The following is a 16,825-nucleotide window of genomic DNA, read 5'->3' as shown; positions in this document are numbered from 1 at the left end:
GACACCTTGTGCGCAGCGCCTATTCCATGGGCAGTGCGTGCCGGGTTTTCGTTACGCGCGAATGCGTTCAATCCGCCGCGACGCGCGGACCGGCAGCAAGCATGCCGCGCAGCATCGAAACGAGCCGCGATGCTGGTCCCTTGCCGCCGCACTGCAGGCTGATGCGGGCGCCTTCGAACAATAAAAAAACTTCATCCGCCAATCGCTCGGGTTCGCGATAGCGCGCGGCCCGGAAGGCGTCGACGAGAAGGTCATGTTTGCGCCGCTTGTAGGCTTCGATGATCGCGCGTGCCGGGTGATTGGAGTCGAGTTCGACGGCCGCATTCGCGAGCGCACAACCACGCTCGTATTTGTTGGTGATCACATCGTCGACGTGATCGACCCACGCAGCGAGTTTTTGCTCCGGCGTTCCGCAGTCCTCGCCCAACAGCCGATTGAGAGTTTCGAGGCTTTCGTTCGCGAATTGCTGCACGTAGGCGACGATGAGGTCATCCTTGGAGCGGAAGTGCCGATAGAGCGTCATCTTGTTCGTGAGGGCGGTCTCCGCGATCGCTTCGACGCCGACGGGGTGCACGCCGAAGCGATAAAAAAGCTCGGCCGCCGCGACCAAAATTCGCTCGCGGGGTGGCTTGCCGGACAGGCTGTCGCTGATCCTTTCGCGCAAGTCGCTGAAATTGCGCACGTCCTTGTCGAGCGTTGTACCCATCGCCTCTTGACGGAATAGTTAGCGGCAGCTAGCAGTTGTTACCGATCGGTAACCTCTCTATACGGCTCGCTACCACGACTGGTCGCCTGTGTCATTCGGCGTTTCGTCTTTGACGAGCTGACGATCGAGCCTATGCCGAAGAGCCGAAACAGAAATGGGACCGGTTCGCAAGTCAGGCGGATGACGCTCAAAAAACGGAGTATTGGTGCTGGCAACGCCATCGCAGTCCGCGATGACGTTGGCAAGAGGCCAATCAGGATGGAGAAAGAAGGCGTGTTCCAACGATCCATCGCCGCCGTTGCGGCCTTGCTTCTCCTGGCTGTCGGGCTCGCCGGATGCAGCGAGCAGAAGTCTGCCTCCGCTGCGCCGCCGCCTCCGCCGCAGGTGACGGTCGCCAAGCCGATCAAAAAAGTCGTCACCGACTATGACGAGTATGTCGGCCGGTTTGTTGCGCTCGACTTCGTCGAGGTGAGGGCGCGCGTTTCCGGTTATCTCGACAAGATCCGTTTTACCGACGGCCAGATGGTCAAGGTCGGCGATCCTCTCTTCACCATCGACCGTCGGCCGTTCCAGGCGGCGCTCGATCAGGCGAAGGCATCGATCGAACAGGGCAAAGCCAATCTCGCTTTCGCTCAAAGCGATCTTGAGCGCAGCAGGAATTTGCCAGTCGGAACGGTCATAACCCAACAGACGCTCGACCAGCGCATACAGGCGGAGCGCGTCGCACAGGCCAATGTTACGGCGGCCCAGGCCTCCACACGACAGTCCGAGCTCGATCTCGAATTCACCGACCTGACCGCGCCGATTGCGGGCCGCATCGGCGATCGTCGCGTGTCGATCGGCAACCTCGTCACTGGCGGCACGACGGGGAACACCACGCTGCTTGCCACGATCGTTTCGATCGATCCGATCCGCTTCGAGTTCACGATGGATGAGGGATCTTATCTTCGCTATTTGAACGCCGCGTCGGAAAAGCAGGCCGACAGCATCGATCGCGGTCTTGGCCTGCAGGCCGAACTGAAGCTGATCGACGAAAAAGATTTCACGCATCGCGGCCGCATCGATTTTGTCGACAACGCCATCAACACCTCATCGGGCACAATCCGGGCCCGCGCTGTCTTCGACAATGCCGACGGCCGCTTGACGCCCGGCATGTTCGGCCGCATCCGCATCGCGGCTCATAAGCCCGCTGAAGCGCTGCTCGTTCCCGACGATGCCATCGGCACCGAGCAGGTTCGTAAATTCGTCTACACGATCGACAAGGATAACGTAGCCAAACCGGCGTACGTGACGCTTGGTCCGGTCATCGACGGCATGCGCGTGATTACAGCCGGGCTCACCGCCGACGACACGATCGTCGTCAACGGCCTGATGCGTGTCCGCCCTGGCTCGAAAGTAACGCCGCAACAGGCGACCGCCGATTCGACATCTTCGAAGGACCCTGCGGTCCGGACCAACTAACAGACGGACCGTCCAATGCGTCTCTCGCACTTCTTTATCGACCGGCCTATCTTTGCGGCCGTCATCTCGATCGTGTTCGTGATCATCGGCGCGGTCTCCGTCAGCCGCTTGCCGATCGCGCAATATCCCGATATCGCGCCGCCCGTCGTCAACGTGACCGGACAATATCCCGGCGCCAGCGCCGATATTGTTGCAGCCACGGTCGCAACGCCGCTCGAACAGCAAATCAACGGCGTCGAACACATGCTGTTCATTACGTCGAACTCGACCAACGACGGTCGATTTACGATCGCCGTTACGTTCGACATCGGAACCAATCTCGATATCGCGCAGGTCCAGGTTCAAAACCGCGTCCAGATCGCGCTGCCGCGCTTGCCCGCCGACGTGCGCAATATCGGCGTGACGGTGGCGAAGGCGTCACCCGATCTGATGATGGTCGTGCACTTGCTGTCGCCCGACAACTCGCGCGACACGCTCTTCATATCGAACTACGCCAACGTCAACGTCATCGACCAGTTGACGCGCATCCAGGGCGTCGGCTCCGTGACGGTGTTCGGCGGCCGCGATTATTCGATGCGCGTTTGGCTCGATCCCGACCGGCTCCAATCGCTCGGCCTGACATCCGACGATGTCGTCACCGCGCTGCGCGGCCAGAACGTTCAGGTCGCTGCCGGCGTCTTGGGTCAGCCACCATTACCGAAACCCGGGGCTTTCCAGATCACCGTGCAGACCTTGGGCCGTTTGATCGATCCCAAGGAATTCGGCAACATCATCGTCAAGCAGTCGAGCAATTCGGTCGTGCGCGTCAGGGATATCGCGCGTGTCGAACTCGCCGGCCTCGACTATGGCATCAACTCATACCTCGATAAGCAGGCAGCCGTCGGCCTCGGCATCTTCCAGCTTCCCGGTTCCAACGCCATCGACACGGCGAAGAAGATCGAAGACGAGATGAAGAACATCTCGAAGGATTTCCCGCCGGGCCTCGAATACACCATCGTCTACAACCCGACGGACTTCATCCAGCAGTCGGTCAATGCCGTCGTTCACACGATCCTGGAAGCGATCGTGCTCGTTGTCGTGGTCGTCATTCTGTTCCTGCAGACATGGCGCGCGGCCATCATTCCAATCGTCGCCATTCCGGTGTCGCTCATCGGCACGTTCTTCCTGATGGCGCTGTTCGGGTTTTCTCTGAACAACCTGTCGCTGTTCGGATTGGTGCTCGCCATCGGCATTGTCGTCGACGACGCGATCGTCGTCGTCGAAAACGTCGAACGCAACATGGCCAACGGCTTGAGTCCGAGGGAAGCCGCCTATCGGACCATGGAAGAGGTCGGCACGGCCCTCATCGCAATCGCGCTCGTCCTCAGCGCGGTGTTCGTGCCGTCCGCCTTCATCACCGGCATTTCCGGCCAGTTCTATCGCCAGTTCGCTCTGACCATCGCCGGCGCCACGGTGATTTCGCTCATCGTGTCGTTGACACTGTCACCGGCGCTCTGTGCCCTTCTTTTGAAGCCGCATTCCGAGAACCATCGTCCGAGCATTTTGACTTGGCCGATCCGGGCCTTCTTCGGCGCGTTTAACTGGAGCTTCGATAAGCTCTCGCATGGCTACGGCTGGGTTGCCGGCAAGGCGGTCCGCTTCGCGGCCATCATGCTCATCATCTATGCGGGCTTGATCACGTTCGGCCTCAACGAATTCCGCAAGACGCCGGTCGGCTTCATTCCCGATCAGGATGGCGGCTATTTGATTACGGTTGTCCAGCTTCCGCCAGCGGCATCTCTCGCCCGCACCGACGCCGTCAACCGGCGTATCGTCGATCTGGCATTGACGGTTCCGGGCGTTGCCCACGCAGTCAGCATCGTCGGCTTCTCGGGCGCGACGCGCGTCAACGCTTCGAACGCGGGCGCCGTATTTGTCGTTCTGAAGCCCTTCGAGGAACGCGGCTCCGACCCGACGCTGTCAGCGGGCGCGATCCGAAATGAGCTTCTGAAAAAGTTCTCCGCCATTCAGGATGGCCTCGTTCTTGTTGTCGCCCCGCCCCCCGTTCGCGGTCTCGGCAACTCAGGCGGTTTCCGAATGATGGTCGAAGACCGCAGCGGCGCGGGTTCGCAAGCCCTGCAGCAGGCGGTCAATGGGATGATGGGAAAAGCCGCGCAGACGCCGGGCGTCCGGCAAGTCTTCTCGTTGTTCGAGACGTCGACGCCACAGCTCTATCTCAATATCGATCGTGTGAAGGCCGAGATGCTGGGCATCGCCATACCCGACGTCTTCTCTTCGCTGCAAACGTATCTTGGGTCGCTGTACGTCAACGACTTCAACATCCTCGGGCGCACATTCCGCGTCACCGCGCAGGCCGAAGGGGGCTTTCGCCTGACCGCGCAGGACGCGCTCAACATCCGCGTCCGCAACAACAACGGCGATACCGTTCCGCTTGGATCGTTCGTCACCGTCAGCGACGTCTCCGGACCGTCTCGCGTCCCCCGCTACAACCTGTATCCGGCAGCCGAACTCGATGGCTCGGCCGCACCAGGTTATTCGCAGGGCCAAGCCATCGACATCATGGAGAAGATGGCCGACCAGACGCTGCCGCCCGGATTCAGTTACGAGTGGACCGATCTCGCTTTCCAGCAAATCCGCGCCGGCAATACCGCCGCCTTCGCGTTTGCCCTCGGCGTCGTGTTCGTCTTCCTTGTGCTTGCCGCGCAGTTTGAAAGCCTGACGCTGCCCCTCGCTGTCATTCTGATCGTGCCAATGAGTTTGATCGCCTCGATCTCGGGCGTCATCATCCGGGGGCTAGACAACAACATCCTGACTCAGGTCGGCTTCATCGTGCTCATCGGCCTCGCCGCCAAGAACGCCATTCTGATCGTCGAATTCGCCGAACAGCTTGAGGCTCAGGGCCGAAACCGATTCGAAGCCGCGACCGAAGCCGCGCACATACGAATGCGGCCGATCATCATGACGTCGCTGGCGTTCATTCTGGGCGTCGTTCCCCTTGTCTGGGCCGTCGGCGCCGGCGCCGAACTGCGCCAAGCCCTAGGCACCGCGGTGTTCTCGGGCATGATCGGCGTGACGTTTTTCGGTCTGATCTTCACGCCGGTTTTCTACGTCGTCTGCCGTTGGCTCTCTGGCCTCGGTCGCCGCCGGCCGGAGGAGCACTCCGAAACTCCGGTACACCCGGCCGAATAAAACGCTGGGGGCCGCCCGCCGCCGCAAGCCTCGCGCACGACGAGGAAGGCAGACTCCGCCCCGGCGGTTTCTGTTTTGCGGCTGAAAGGGGCGGGCAGCGGGAATGAATAGAAGAGAACGGCGGCGCGCCGAAGCCACCTCGCGGCATGTACCGCAACAGATCCAGAATGCCGAGACCGCTCGCCATTTCCAGGAGGCCGTCCAGCATCTGAAAAGCGGCCGTTTCAACGAATTGGAAGTCGCCCACCGGCGCGTTCTGTCGGTCATCCCGAAACACGCGCCGAGCCTGCACCATCTGGGCCTCATCGCGATCAATCGGCAAGACCCGGTAACGGCGGTCGAACTGATCCGGCAAAGCGTCGACATTCAGCCCGACTACCACGAAGCATGGCTGAACCTCGCGATCATCCTTGGCGATCTCCGCTACTCGAAAGAGGCGATCGAAGCGTGCGAGAAATGCGTCGCCTTGCGTCCCGAGAAGGCCGAACACCACGCCGTCCTCGGCAATCTTCTGCGCGTCGCGAAGAAGAACGCCGAGGCGATGACGGCCTATCTCACGTCGCTCGAAATCCGCCCCGATAACGCCGTGGTTCTCGCCCGCCTCGGCCAGTTGCATCTGGCGTCGGGCGAATTCGAAGCGGCAACTGCGTGTTGCAAGCGGGCGCTCGAACTCGATCCAAAGCTCGAAGAGGCGCGGCAGCTGGAACGCCGCCTTTCCCTCGCATCACGCTCGCTCGATATGCTTATCGCCGACATCGAGGCGAATTCGAAGACGGGTGTCCAGCGCGCCAAGAAGTTCGACGACCTCGCGACATACCTGCGCGACGAACGGCGCTTTTCCGAAGCGGCCGACCTTTGCCGCCGCGCCATCGAAGCCGATCCCGGCGGCGCCGAATACTTTTTCAATTACGCGCTGAATCTGGAAGCGCTCGGCGAATTCGATCAGGCTCTCGAAAACTATCAGATGGGCTTCGAAATCGAGCCGGGTTTCGCCGACGCTTACGCAGGTCTCGGCAACCTGCTGCGTAACATGAACATGTTCAACGGGGCCATCCAAGCCTACGAGCAGGCGATCAAGCTGAAGCCAAATCTCGCGACCGCCTATTACAATCTCGCGATCACCTACAAGCTGCGCGATCAGTATGAGGAAGCGCGCGAGGCATTTCAGCGGTGCATCGAATGCGCGCCGGACGCGATCGTCAGCAGGTTTGAATTCGTAAATCTCCGGCGCGTCCTATGCGACTGGGATGGCGTCGACGCCGAAGAGCGCAGCTGCCTCGAGATTTTCCGCCAGCGCGAAGTCACGGTCGCGCCGTTCCAGCTCATATCCTTGTGGGCATCTGCGGCGGATCTTCTCCGCGCTGCTGAAAGCTTTATCAAAACGTTCGACGTCCCGGAGTCGCAGCGCTTCTCGACGTATAAAAACCGCCTGGGCGTCGGTGCTAAAATCCGCATCGGTTTCGTTTCGTGCGATTTCTTCGAGCACGCGACGGCGATGCTGTTCGCCGAGGTCCTCGAGAAAATCGACCGCAGTCGTTTCGAAGTCTTCGCCTATTGCCACAGCCCTGATGACAACAGTGCGATGCGCAAGCGCCTGCTTGCCACGTTTGATCACTTCCGTAAGATCGGCGCGCTGCGGTACCGTGATGTCGCCGCCACCATCCACGACGACGCGATCGACATCCTGGTTGATCTCAAAGGTTTTACGCGTGACGCCCGCACTGAGATTTTCGCCTATCGCGCCGCGCCGATCCAGGTGAATTATCTCGGCTATCCGGGGACGATGGGCGCCGATTTCATCGACTACCTGATTGCCGATGCGGTCGTTGCGCCAATGGAGGCGCAGCACAATTATTCCGAACGGATCGTGCATCTTCCCAACAGCTATCAGCCCAACGACCGCCAGCGCGACATTTCGCAGGAGCCGGTGACACGCGCCGATCACGGCCTGCCGGACGATGCCTTCGTCTTCTGCTCGTTCAACAACAGCTACAAGCTGAACTCCACGATGTTCGACATCTGGATGCCGCTGCTCAAGAAGGTGCCAGGGTCGGTGCTGTGGCTGCTCGTCCCCAATGAGACGTGCGCCGATAATTTGCGCAAGGAAGCAGCGAACAGGGGAGTTGATCCCGCGCGCCTCGTTTTTGCAAAGCGTGCCTCGATCGAAAAGCACCTCGCGCGTCATCGCCTCGCCGATCTCTTCCTCGATGCTCTGCCCTGTAATGCCCACACGACGACGAGCGACGCGCTCTGGGCTGGCCTGCCCGTCCTGACGTGTCTTGGCGAGACGTTCGCGGGCAGGGTCGCCGCCAGTCTTCTGACCGCCATGGGCGTGCCCGAACTCGTCACGACGAACCTCGACGATTACGCCAAACTCGCGCTCGATCTGGCGCAGGACAAGGCCAAGCTCGAAGCGCTGCGCAATAAAATCATCGGCCAGCGGGACAAGGCGCCTCTTTTCGATTCAACCCGCTACACCCGCAACCTGGAAAGGTCGTTCGAGACGATGGTTGAGATCAAGCGAGCCGGCGAAGCGCCGAGAGCTTTTGTTGTCGTCGAGAACGAAGCGCCCGCGCGAGCTCCCGCAGCCAAGCTGGATCCAGCGACTGAGCTGAGAGCGTTGTTCGAAGCCTGTCCGCTCTGCGACGGGCGCGAGATGAAGGTCGAAAACGAAGCCCGCATCACGAACCACCGGCTCTACAACACCATCATGCCGCCGGTCCTGAAATGGTGTCGCTGCGCGAGCTGCGATCACGTTTTCACCGAAGGTTATCTGACGCCGGCCGGCGCCGCCATCGTTCAATCGGCGGCCCCGCCTGAAGCAAGCGTCGGCAAGGACGCCGAAAATGCCCGCAAGGCCTCGGCGAAAATCGTCGCCCGCGCCGCGCGATATATCCCTGATGGCGACTGGCTCGATATCGGCTTCGGCAATGCCTCTCGCGTCTTCACGGCGGCGGAATGGGGATATCGCGTCACCGGCATCGATGCCGACGAGGCAGCCGTCGCGAAGCTCAAACGGTTTGGCTGTGAGGCGTATCAAAGTCTCGATGAACTGACGGCCGACGGCCGCTTCAGCGTTGTCAGCATGATCGACGTTCTGGATCGCGTACCGTTTCCAAATCAGATGCTGGCGGCGATCAACAAAATGATGCGTCCAGGCGGCGCCCTTATTCTGTCGCTACCGAACCGGGACACGATCGTATGGCGCGCGCTCGATGCCACGCGTACGAATCCCTACTGGGGAGAACTCGAACGGTATCACAGTTTCACGCGAGCCGGCCTCATCGCGCCGCTCAAGACATGCGGATTTGAATTCGCCGAGTACGGTATTCGCGACGATCATCGCAGCGCGATGGAAATCGTCGCTATCAAAGCGCCAGAAGTTTGACGGAAGCCACGCGCTACTCGCAAAGTGTCAGGTGGCGCGTTCGCTCTTTCATGTCGAGATGAAAATGGTCGTGATGCGCATCGTTCGTGTCAGGACCGAGAACGGTATCGAACATCCTGCATGCGCCATCGTGAGCCTGATGCAGGAATAGCGACATCGCCTGCTTTTCCTGCTCTTCCTTCAGGGCTTCCGGTGATTTCGGTTTTTCTTTCTCGTCGGCCTTGTCTTTGTCGACGCTTTTCTTCGCCAGATCGTGGGCGCCGAGCTTCGACGCCGCGATCTGGAACTTGGCTTTTTCAGCCACGGCCGCGTCCGCCGCCTTTTGCGCCCGCTTCAGTTCGTCCGCCGTCGGACCCCAGTTTCGGGACACACGGATGATCTTGCCGTCGGCAAGCACGAACGCCGAGACGTCGATTGCGTTCATCAGCGCATGTTCGCTGATAGGCGCCCGCGCCAGGCCATAGCGGTTCCGGCAGGAATAGGATTCCGCGATGACGCGCACCACCGGCGAGCCGAAATTCTTCTGCGCAGCGGGCTGCAGCTTGTCGTTGATCCACGAGGATAGGCCCGCGATCATCTGACAATTGAGCGTCGCGGCCGGCTCGATTTTGATTTTGCTTTCGCCAACGCTCTTCAAAAGTCGGGGAGCCGGGGCCCCACATATTCCCTCGCGCACCGGAGGTAGCTCTTCGGTCTCGACGGTCACTTTGCCGAGCAGCTTCTCGCATTGCTGTTTGGCGTCGGCGATCTCGGCGGACGTCCAATCGGGTGCGGTTTGCTTGTCCGGAGGGACGGGCTTTCCAGACGCGTCGTTCTGGGTTGGCGGCAACGCTGGGACCGTCGGGCCGGAATTGTTCGAAGCCGGCAAGTTCGGACCTGCGCTGTCGGCCGTCCGAGCGGGCGGCGGCGCATCGTCACTCTTGTCAGCTGGAGGCGTGCCGGTCTCGGCTGAGCCCGCAGGGACCGCCGACGCGACGGGCGGAACATCCGATCTTGCGCGCAGCTCCGCCTCGGGAGGCGATGTCGAATGCCCGGCGCGGACGATATAGAAGCTGTTGGGCTCGAATAACGGAAGCAGCAGAATTCCGAGGAACGCGACGCGTGTCAGAAAGATCGAAGAGCGAACCGCGAACTCGTCGGCCTGGTGGACGACTTTCGACCGCAGCGCCGATCGGAACGCGGAGACACGAGCCAACAATTCCTCTTGCTTGCTCAAGACGCGCCCTACTGACCGAATGCTCCGACGATTTCTTTCCGCTTGGAATTTCTAGGGTCGGTAGCACAAAAATTTGACGACAGCTGGCCCTGCAAGTCCACAGCGGCGAATTATTGGTGCCTCCCCGCGGGAAGCCGACCAAAACTCGCGCGGCAGCGCAAAGTTCCGACTTGGTCGATTATGCCCGGGATTTCTTCAAATTCGGTCAACGACGCTGAGTGTATGCGTCTTGCGGTATTCTCTCGGCGTCATTCCGACCGAGGCTTTGAAGAGCCGCCCGAAATGGGACACGTCGCCGAACCCCCACGAATAGGCTATGTCGCTGATCTGGCGATGCGCTTGCGCGGGATCCGCCAGTGCCGCCCGGCATTTTTCTATCCTCCGGGTGAACAAAAGTCGCTGCAGCGAGGTCTGTTCGGCGTCGAGCAGCTGATTGGCGTAGCGCACGGAGATCCCAGCCGCGGCGGCGAGGTCTTCGCATGTTGCACTGCCGTTGGGCAGGTTTTCGTCGACGACGGATTTGAGGCGCAGCAGCGAGGCAAGACGCGCGGAAGAATGGACGAAGTTTTCGCCCTCCGAATCTTTCAGCGCCAAGGCCAGCAGATCGAGAAGCTGTCGCTTGACCTGCGATTGCGATGATCCGCTCAAGAACATGATTTGGTCCGCAAGGGACCGCGCGAACATCGAAGCGAGTGCACCACCGCCGTGCTGGCTATCGACGCGTCGTGCCGTCCAGTAGGCGAGCGGTCCGAGGCGCGTTTCGCAATCGCGCCGCGACACTTCGATAACGAGACTGCAAGCGTCATGCGATTGGACGCACGACACCAGCCGCCCCACATCGATCAGGCAAAGATCGTTGGCGCCGAGTTCCGCATGACGGCCGTTTTGGCACAGGCGTGCCGATCCGGAGATTTGCAGGACAATATGAACGATATCGGAAAGAGCGGCCGCCTGATGTTTGGTACGCCACGCGGTCATGCCATTGCAGCGAAAGATTGAAAACGCGAGCCCGTCGACGCGGAGATGGCGCATGTCGCCTTCGAAGCGCGTCGGATGGTCCGGGCGCGTCTCATAGGCGCCCAGAACCTTACGGCTGGTTTCGAACCAGTATTCGAACCGGTCCCGTGGATGAACATCTGATGTCGAGATGAACCATTCGTTCGGCTCGTCCTCGATCGACAGAGCCGGATCCCCGAGAGTGCGCAACATATTCTTATCCTTGCCCGCGCCACGATGATACGAAGCGCGCGGACGAGGTCAAACGCAAAGACGGAAGACCGGCAAAAAGTTCTAGGGATGGAACTCTTGTCGATTATCGGAGTTATCTAGCGCTTTGCTGGTCAGGTTGTTCAGGTTGTCGCCGAGGATTCATCGTGGGCGGACAGGATCGCCTTGAGGGTCGACACGAACTGGTTCGCTTCCGACGCCGGAACACCGGAAAAAAGCTTCTTTTCGACCCGCGAGTAAAGTCGATCGGCCCCGGCAATCGCTTTTGCGCCGCGCTTGGAAAGTCGAACGCAATAGGCTCTGCCGTCGTGCGGCGAGCGTTTGCGCTCCAGAAGGCCCTTGCGCAAAAGCCGGCTGACGATGCCTGCAACCGTCGAACGATCGATTCCAGTCATGGAAACCAGATCGGTCTGGCTGAGATTCTCCTGCCGCGAGATCGCCGTGAGAATGGCGAGCTGCCTTAGCGTCAGATCGCTATCGGCGGTCTCTGTGGAGTAAAGTTGTGTCGCGCACTGATCGACGCGCCGCAGAAGATGAATGACCGAGCGCTGAAGATGGGCTGCGGGCTGTTGGCTCATTGCTGACGAGTTCCTCCCCAAAAGAATGATGATTTGATCAGCACGCAAATACTCCGTGGAGAAAACAGTATTCGACCGCGCGTTTCTCTTCTCATGTGGGTTTGAAAATCGGACGTGAGGGAGATTGCAAAAAATTTATTATTCGGCGCCGCGCGCGAATTAAGCTGAAAAGGAGAATAACTCTAGCCATCTTGCTGATGAGTACCGCCGGTTTAACATTACGGCTCGACATTCGGCGTCTTGGCTTCTCTTCGCGAAACCCGGTTCAGAACGCTGAAAATGACAGGGGATTTGCGGCAACACGCTCCGGCTTTCACGCCAAAAATCGCTTTGCCACAATGGTGCTTTTCATTGAATGCGCCATCATCCGCCGCCGACCGGCCCAAGCCCCGACCAAGAAGGGTGTGCGCCAGGGCGAAGGACTTTCCCGACCGCCATCAGGATGATTTCGAACCGGCTGCCGGGGCTGAGCATGTGGGGAGGGGCGTTTGGCAACTATCATTACCGTGCACGGAACTTTCGCCGCGCCGACTGCCGAGGCTCCCGAGGGCGGTCCGGCGCCCGAACTACAGTGGTGGGAAAAGGGCAGCACCTTCGAAAAGGAAATGCGCCAGCTGGTCGAGGCGCGCGACGGTGAATTGAATTTCGTGCCGTTTCCATGGGCAGGCGACAACAGCGAGGTCGAGCGGCGGGATGCCGGCGACAGGCTGACGAAAGCCATGCGCGAGCTCGAAGCCAAGAGCGAGCCATACTGCATCATCGGGCACAGCCACGGCGGCTCGATCCTATCGGACGCCTTGCTGTCGAACGCCGCCCGCCGGCGTCCGCTTGCCAACCTGAAACGCTGGATCACTGTTGGCACGCCGTTCCTGAAGCTTCGGAAAGAGCTTTGGCTCCTCACGCGCCTGAGCCTGATGCGGAAAGTGATCTTCGTCGCATCGATGATGCTGCTCTTGATGTTCCTAGTTTATGTCGTCGCCACGCAACTTGGCGACGAGAAGACGCTTTTCGGGCAGATGTTTCCGCGTGTCTGGATCTTCACCGGTCTGCTCGCGAGCTTGCCCGCGTTGGTATTTTACGTCGTGCTGCATTGGCTCGATAGCCGCGGTATGCTGAGTTACCATAGGCGAACGACCAAGCGCGCCCTGAGCAATTTCGCCCCCCGTTGGCTGCCGCTATCCCATCCCGACGATGAAGCGATCCAAGGGCTTTCTCTTTTGCCTGATGCCCGGCTCGATTTTTTCGGCAAGTCGTTCGCCGTTTCCTCGATCACGCTGCTTTCGGTCATCGCGCTTCCGATCATCTATTTCGCCATCTTGCTGACGCCGACTGCGATGGTGGGAATTGCCGAATGGCTGAAGACGGAAATCTATGATGCCAACGCCTCGCCCGAGGCCGAATCCGCATTGAATGCGTTGCGAACTCAGCTCATGGTCGCCCGCAAGGCGGAAGGAGAAGAGGTGACGACCGAAAGCGGCGCGGCAGTGCCAACTCCGGTCGATCGCAAAGCCGCCTGGCAACAGTACCGACAGAAGCGGAGCGAGCTTGAGAAGCAGTATCCGAACCTCGACGCGATCGAGCGCGGCATTCGTTTCAAGCGCCGCTTCTTTTACGACAAAAATCGCCAGCCCTGCGAAGGCGGAACGCTATGCGGACAAGGCCACGATCTCGCGATCAACAGCGGCCTGTTGCTGCACGTCGTAACCGATGAGCTGTCTTGGGCGCTGGGCGCGGCGGACTTAGAGGACCGGCAGAAGCGCTGGTTTTGGTCGCTGTTCGTGCCCGCGATTATCGTGCCTGCCATTCTCGGCGCTTTGGCCCTTGTTCTGATGGTCATCATTCAGGGTATAGCGACGCTCATCAGCGCCGTCATTGCAAAGGTTTTGAACAGCATCACCAACGCCGAAGTCAAACGCGCCGCCTATGGCAACGACACGGACGGCGAGATTGCCATCGGCGCCTTGGACCGGCCGACCTGGGTCGAAAAATCGCTGCCGCGGCTTCCGCTTCCGCTCGCCGAACTCATCACCGACTACAGCAATGCGGCGGCCAGCTTGTCGATCGCCAAGTTTCGCCATGCCATCGGTCAGATCCGCTTTGCGGTCCCGCCTCATACCGCAGATACCGCCATCAGCACCTATTTCACCTGGAAGGAACTGGTGCACGCCTCCTATTTCGACGTTCCCGAATTTCGCAAACTGATTGCACAGGCGCTGAGCCGCTGCGACGGCTTCGCTCCGAGCGAACAGTTTCGCGCCGACCCAGACTTTGCCCGCACCGCCAAATGGCTTGATGAAATTGAAACCGCACCGGGCACGACGGACGAGCCGCGCGATCGTGATCCCACTCCTCAGGACGCCAAGGCTGTCGCGGCAGTGGTCGGCTCGACGGTGAAGGCTTCGCCCTAATCCCCTTATGAAGAAACGCAGCAAAAGCGACGGGCGTTTCGCTGCGGGCACACCGCGCCGGGAAGCCGTCCTCCGTCTCTGCGCACGCCTTGACGGACGCCAGGCAGGCTGATTGCTTGCCGGCCGCGGGGCAGGGGGAGCCATGACGAAAACTCAGCACGAAATTGAAGCCGAAGGCTCGCACAGGGAAGCACCCGGCGGCAGAGGTCGTTCTTTTTCCGCCGCCATATCGGCGCTGGCGTTGGCATTCTCAGGCTACAGTCTTTGGGACAGTTCGCTCAAAGCGCCGGATCTGAAAATCTTCGTGCCGCCCGTCATCCAGTTCAGCGCTCCCTACAACAACAGCAATTTCGAAGTCATCGAAGTCCCCGTCACGCTTTTGAACGATGGCGGTCGCACCGGCACCGTGCTGTCGATGGATCTCGAAGCGACAAATCCGAAATCCGGCGAGACGAAGCGTTTTTACGCTGCCAACTTCGGGCGCTGGTCGATGGAACGCGCACGCGCCTTGTCATTCGACGCCTTCGCGCCGATTCCGCTCGCGGGCAAGTCCAGCAAGACTGAAACCGTGCTGTTTTATACCAATGGTCCCAAGGAAAAGCCGGATCAACTCATCCGCGAGCCGGGAACCTATAATTTCCGCCTCGTTCTCGACGAAGCCGACGTCAACGATTTCGGACCCCTCGATAACTTTTTCCACCACCGGCCGGCCGAGGTGAAATTTACGATGGAACTCCGCGACTATGACGCGCGCGCCTTCACCGTCGGCACTCTGCCGCTCTATTCGACGACCGGCCGTTCCTCAAAGGGTGGCGATGGCGCGCAGCCCTAGATGAGCCTCAATGCGCGCCGCTGAAATCTTTTAGAACCATCTCCAGCGGTTCGCTTTCGATGTGAACCGGCCCGGCAAAGGGATGATCGATGGAAACGATCACCAACAGGCCCATCAGCACGAGCACCGACAGAATTCCGGTCATCATGGTCTGTGCGTAGAGGTTTTCCGTGGCGAAGAAGAACGTGAACCCGATCGTCAGGATCGCGCCGACAAAGAGCACCATCCACAAAATATCGGGAACGATACCGGATGCGAGTTGCAGCCTCGTCCGTCGCGCCTGCGTGATAGAATCGAGCTGCCTGAACATCTCGACGAGAAGGGGCGGCGCCGCCAATCCTTTGTTGGTCAAGCGGACGACGGTGGCATAAAGATCGTTGAGGGCGACCGTCGCCTCCGGACTGTAGCTCTCGTCCGCCATCTTCGGCCAATCCTGTTCGACTGCGAGCTTCAGATAATGGTCGAGTGCGGCACGCGTCTCGGCGACTTCCGGTGCGGTTCCGTTGGTCAGCCGGTAGAGCGTGGCGGCTGCTCCCGCTTCCTGAAGAACCGCCGTTTCCCCGTCGCTGAATCTTTCCCATACGACGATCACCGCGAACGCGATCAGTACCGCATAAATCACGCCGACAGTCGCAAACTTGAAACCGGCGATCTCGTTGTTGGAGGTCAACCGCTCGAGGCCAACGCGGTGCCGGATGAATGCTGGACCCGCCATCGCGATGATGGTCGGAATGATGACGATGACCAGCGCGGCCAACCACAATGGTAAGGTCGAGAGAAAAAGCGACATCAAAGCCCCCGGATATTTATGTCTTTCGAGCATAACGAGGGAGGCAATGGCAAAAATAGGGCGTGTACGTAAAATATTGCCGCCGGGCACGCTTTCCAAAAAGCGGGCTATCGCGCTCCGCTTACGTCACCTCATGCGACGGAACTTGCCGCCGGCACTCTGATCTCCGCCACGGCGATATCGCCGTCGGTGACGTAGTGGTTGACGTGCCCCACGCTGTCACCGGCCTTGAATAAGGTCGAGCCGTCGATCGCACCGCTCCGCGTCAGCTCGGTGACGATGAAAGCCCGTTCCGTGTCGGTGTCCGCGTCAGTCGCATGGGTAATCTGAAACGTCAGCCGGGTCAGGGAGAAGCCCGTATCGCGCGTTCCTGCGCCGACCCATATAACCCGTTCGCGGTCGTCTGGCCGATCGGTGTTGAGCCAGAATTCGAGGGTGTCGGCACCCGCCTGGGCGCGGGAAATGCTTTGCGCCCAGAAGCGAATGTGATGGCGCTTGCGCGGACTGTTGTCGATATCCTTCTGAAAGCCGATGTCCTGGCCGCGGCCAAATAAATAAAGCGTGCTGAATGGCGCAGTGGGATAGGGTTGGTTGAGCACGAAGGCCTTCACCATCCGCCACGAGCTCATAAAATTCAAAGGATCGGCCTCCGTCCATCCCGCCGCCGCAAAGGCGCCCCGCAGCTGGCCGAGCGTACCCGCCAGCGCGACATTAACGGGATCGCCGGGAAGCCCATCACCCGTGATCGTAAAGCTCGGCACGTGCTGGCTCTGAAGAATTTTCAGACCCATCCGGACGACGTTTGGCAGGATAAGGTACGCACCGATGGCATAGGTCGCCGCCAGCGCCAGTATCGAAGGAAGGCGATGATCGACGAATTTGAAGACGTCGACGATCAGCCAGATGCTGAGCATGCCGAGGCCGAAAATAGCCGCGCGCTGCAGGATCCGAATTGCCCGTCTGATCATTATGCCAGCACCCAGGTCTGTCTTTGATCCGCTTCGGGACCTCGCCGATGAAACCGCCGAGG

The 16,825-nt window shown here is 60.1% G+C and carries 11 protein-coding genes; 5 read left to right on the top strand and 6 right to left on the bottom strand.

The window, feature by feature from the left end; genetic code table 11:
* Positions 1-67 precede the first annotated feature (67 nt).
* A complete protein-coding gene (locus QM780_RS06095) occupies positions 68-706 on the bottom strand; it encodes a TetR/AcrR family transcriptional regulator (protein WP_415069591.1) in 639 nt (212 codons plus the stop codon).
* A gap of 273 nt (positions 707-979) precedes the next feature.
* Between QM780_RS06095 and QM780_RS06090 the strand changes: the two genes are divergently transcribed.
* The 3 genes from QM780_RS06090 (at position 980) to QM780_RS06080 (ending at position 8,744) form a co-directional block, all read left to right on the top strand.
* The gene (locus QM780_RS06090; protein WP_415069590.1) at positions 980-2,167 is read left to right on the top strand and encodes an efflux RND transporter periplasmic adaptor subunit; all 1,188 of its coding nucleotides are present in this window, start codon (positions 980-982) and stop codon (positions 2,165-2,167) included.
* A gap of 15 nt (positions 2,168-2,182) precedes the next feature.
* The gene (locus QM780_RS06085) at positions 2,183-5,356 is read left to right on the top strand and encodes an efflux RND transporter permease subunit (protein ID WP_415069589.1); all 3,174 of its coding nucleotides are present in this window, start codon (positions 2,183-2,185) and stop codon (positions 5,354-5,356) included.
* 103 nt (positions 5,357-5,459) lie between these two features.
* Positions 5,460-8,744: a tetratricopeptide repeat protein gene (locus QM780_RS06080; protein WP_415069588.1), complete on the top strand. Its 3,285-nt coding sequence runs from the start codon at positions 5,460-5,462 to the stop codon at positions 8,742-8,744.
* Positions 8,745-8,757: 13 nt separating this feature from the next.
* Here the strand turns inward: QM780_RS06080 and QM780_RS06075 are convergent, their stop codons facing one another.
* The 3 genes from QM780_RS06075 to QM780_RS06065 form a co-directional block, all read right to left on the bottom strand.
* Positions 8,758-9,960, bottom strand: coding sequence for an extensin family protein (locus QM780_RS06075; RefSeq protein WP_415069587.1), 1,203 nt, complete (start codon positions 9,958-9,960; stop codon positions 8,758-8,760).
* A 195-nt stretch (positions 9,961-10,155) separates the two neighbouring features.
* Entirely contained in the window at positions 10,156-11,169 is a 1,014-nt protein-coding gene (locus QM780_RS06070; RefSeq protein WP_415069586.1) for a helix-turn-helix domain-containing protein, read from the bottom strand.
* A gap of 140 nt (positions 11,170-11,309) precedes the next feature.
* Complete coding sequence (locus QM780_RS06065; RefSeq protein WP_415069585.1) at positions 11,310-11,765, bottom strand: MarR family winged helix-turn-helix transcriptional regulator; 456 nt, start codon at positions 11,763-11,765, stop codon at positions 11,310-11,312.
* A 488-nt stretch (positions 11,766-12,253) separates the two neighbouring features.
* On the opposite strand from QM780_RS06065, the gene QM780_RS06060 reads away from it, so the two are divergent.
* Both QM780_RS06060 and QM780_RS06055 read left to right on the top strand, forming a co-directional pair.
* Positions 12,254-14,173 (top strand): hypothetical protein, encoded by a 1,920-nt coding sequence (locus QM780_RS06060; protein WP_415069584.1) that lies wholly within the window; start codon positions 12,254-12,256, stop codon positions 14,171-14,173.
* Positions 14,174-14,315: 142 nt separating this feature from the next.
* Positions 14,316-15,005, top strand: coding sequence for a hypothetical protein (locus QM780_RS06055; RefSeq protein WP_415069583.1), 690 nt, complete (start codon positions 14,316-14,318; stop codon positions 15,003-15,005).
* 7 nt (positions 15,006-15,012) lie between these two features.
* On the opposite strand, the gene QM780_RS06050 is transcribed toward QM780_RS06055, so the two are convergent.
* Entirely contained in the window at positions 15,013-15,795 is a 783-nt protein-coding gene (locus tag QM780_RS06050) for a hypothetical protein (protein ID WP_415069582.1), read from the bottom strand.
* A 131-nt stretch (positions 15,796-15,926) separates the two neighbouring features.
* Positions 15,927-16,760: an LssY C-terminal domain-containing protein gene (locus QM780_RS06045; RefSeq protein WP_415071977.1), complete on the bottom strand. Its 834-nt coding sequence runs from the start codon at positions 16,758-16,760 to the stop codon at positions 15,927-15,929.
* Between the last annotated feature and the right edge of the window lie 65 nt (positions 16,761-16,825).

Origin of the sequence: Hyphomicrobium sp., assembly GCF_047600905.1 — a bacterium.
In the GTDB taxonomy this organism is placed as follows: Bacteria; Pseudomonadota; Alphaproteobacteria; order Rhizobiales; family Hyphomicrobiaceae; genus Hyphomicrobium_B.
The sequence above is the reverse complement of the archived record's forward strand: the minus strand, read 5'-3'. Positions and strand labels throughout refer to the sequence as shown.

What these genes read in the sequence shown, in the direction of transcription:
- QM780_RS06065 (WP_415069585.1), bottom strand. Translation starts at nt 11,765, where the DNA reads ATGAGCCAACAGCCCGCAGCCCATCTTCAGCGCTCGGTCATTCATCTT.
- QM780_RS06095 (WP_415069591.1), bottom strand. Translation starts at nt 706, where the DNA reads ATGGGTACAACGCTCGACAAGGACGTGCGCAATTTCAGCGACTTGCGC.
- QM780_RS06070 (WP_415069586.1), bottom strand. Translation starts at nt 11,169, where the DNA reads ATGTTGCGCACTCTCGGGGATCCGGCTCTGTCGATCGAGGACGAGCCG.
- QM780_RS06085 (WP_415069589.1), top strand. Translation starts at nt 2,183, where the DNA reads ATGCGTCTCTCGCACTTCTTTATCGACCGGCCTATCTTTGCGGCCGTC.
- QM780_RS06055 (WP_415069583.1), top strand. Translation starts at nt 14,316, where the DNA reads ATGACGAAAACTCAGCACGAAATTGAAGCCGAAGGCTCGCACAGGGAA.
- QM780_RS06050 (WP_415069582.1), bottom strand. Translation starts at nt 15,795, where the DNA reads ATGTCGCTTTTTCTCTCGACCTTACCATTGTGGTTGGCCGCGCTGGTC.
- QM780_RS06080 (WP_415069588.1), top strand. Translation starts at nt 5,460, where the DNA reads ATGAATAGAAGAGAACGGCGGCGCGCCGAAGCCACCTCGCGGCATGTA.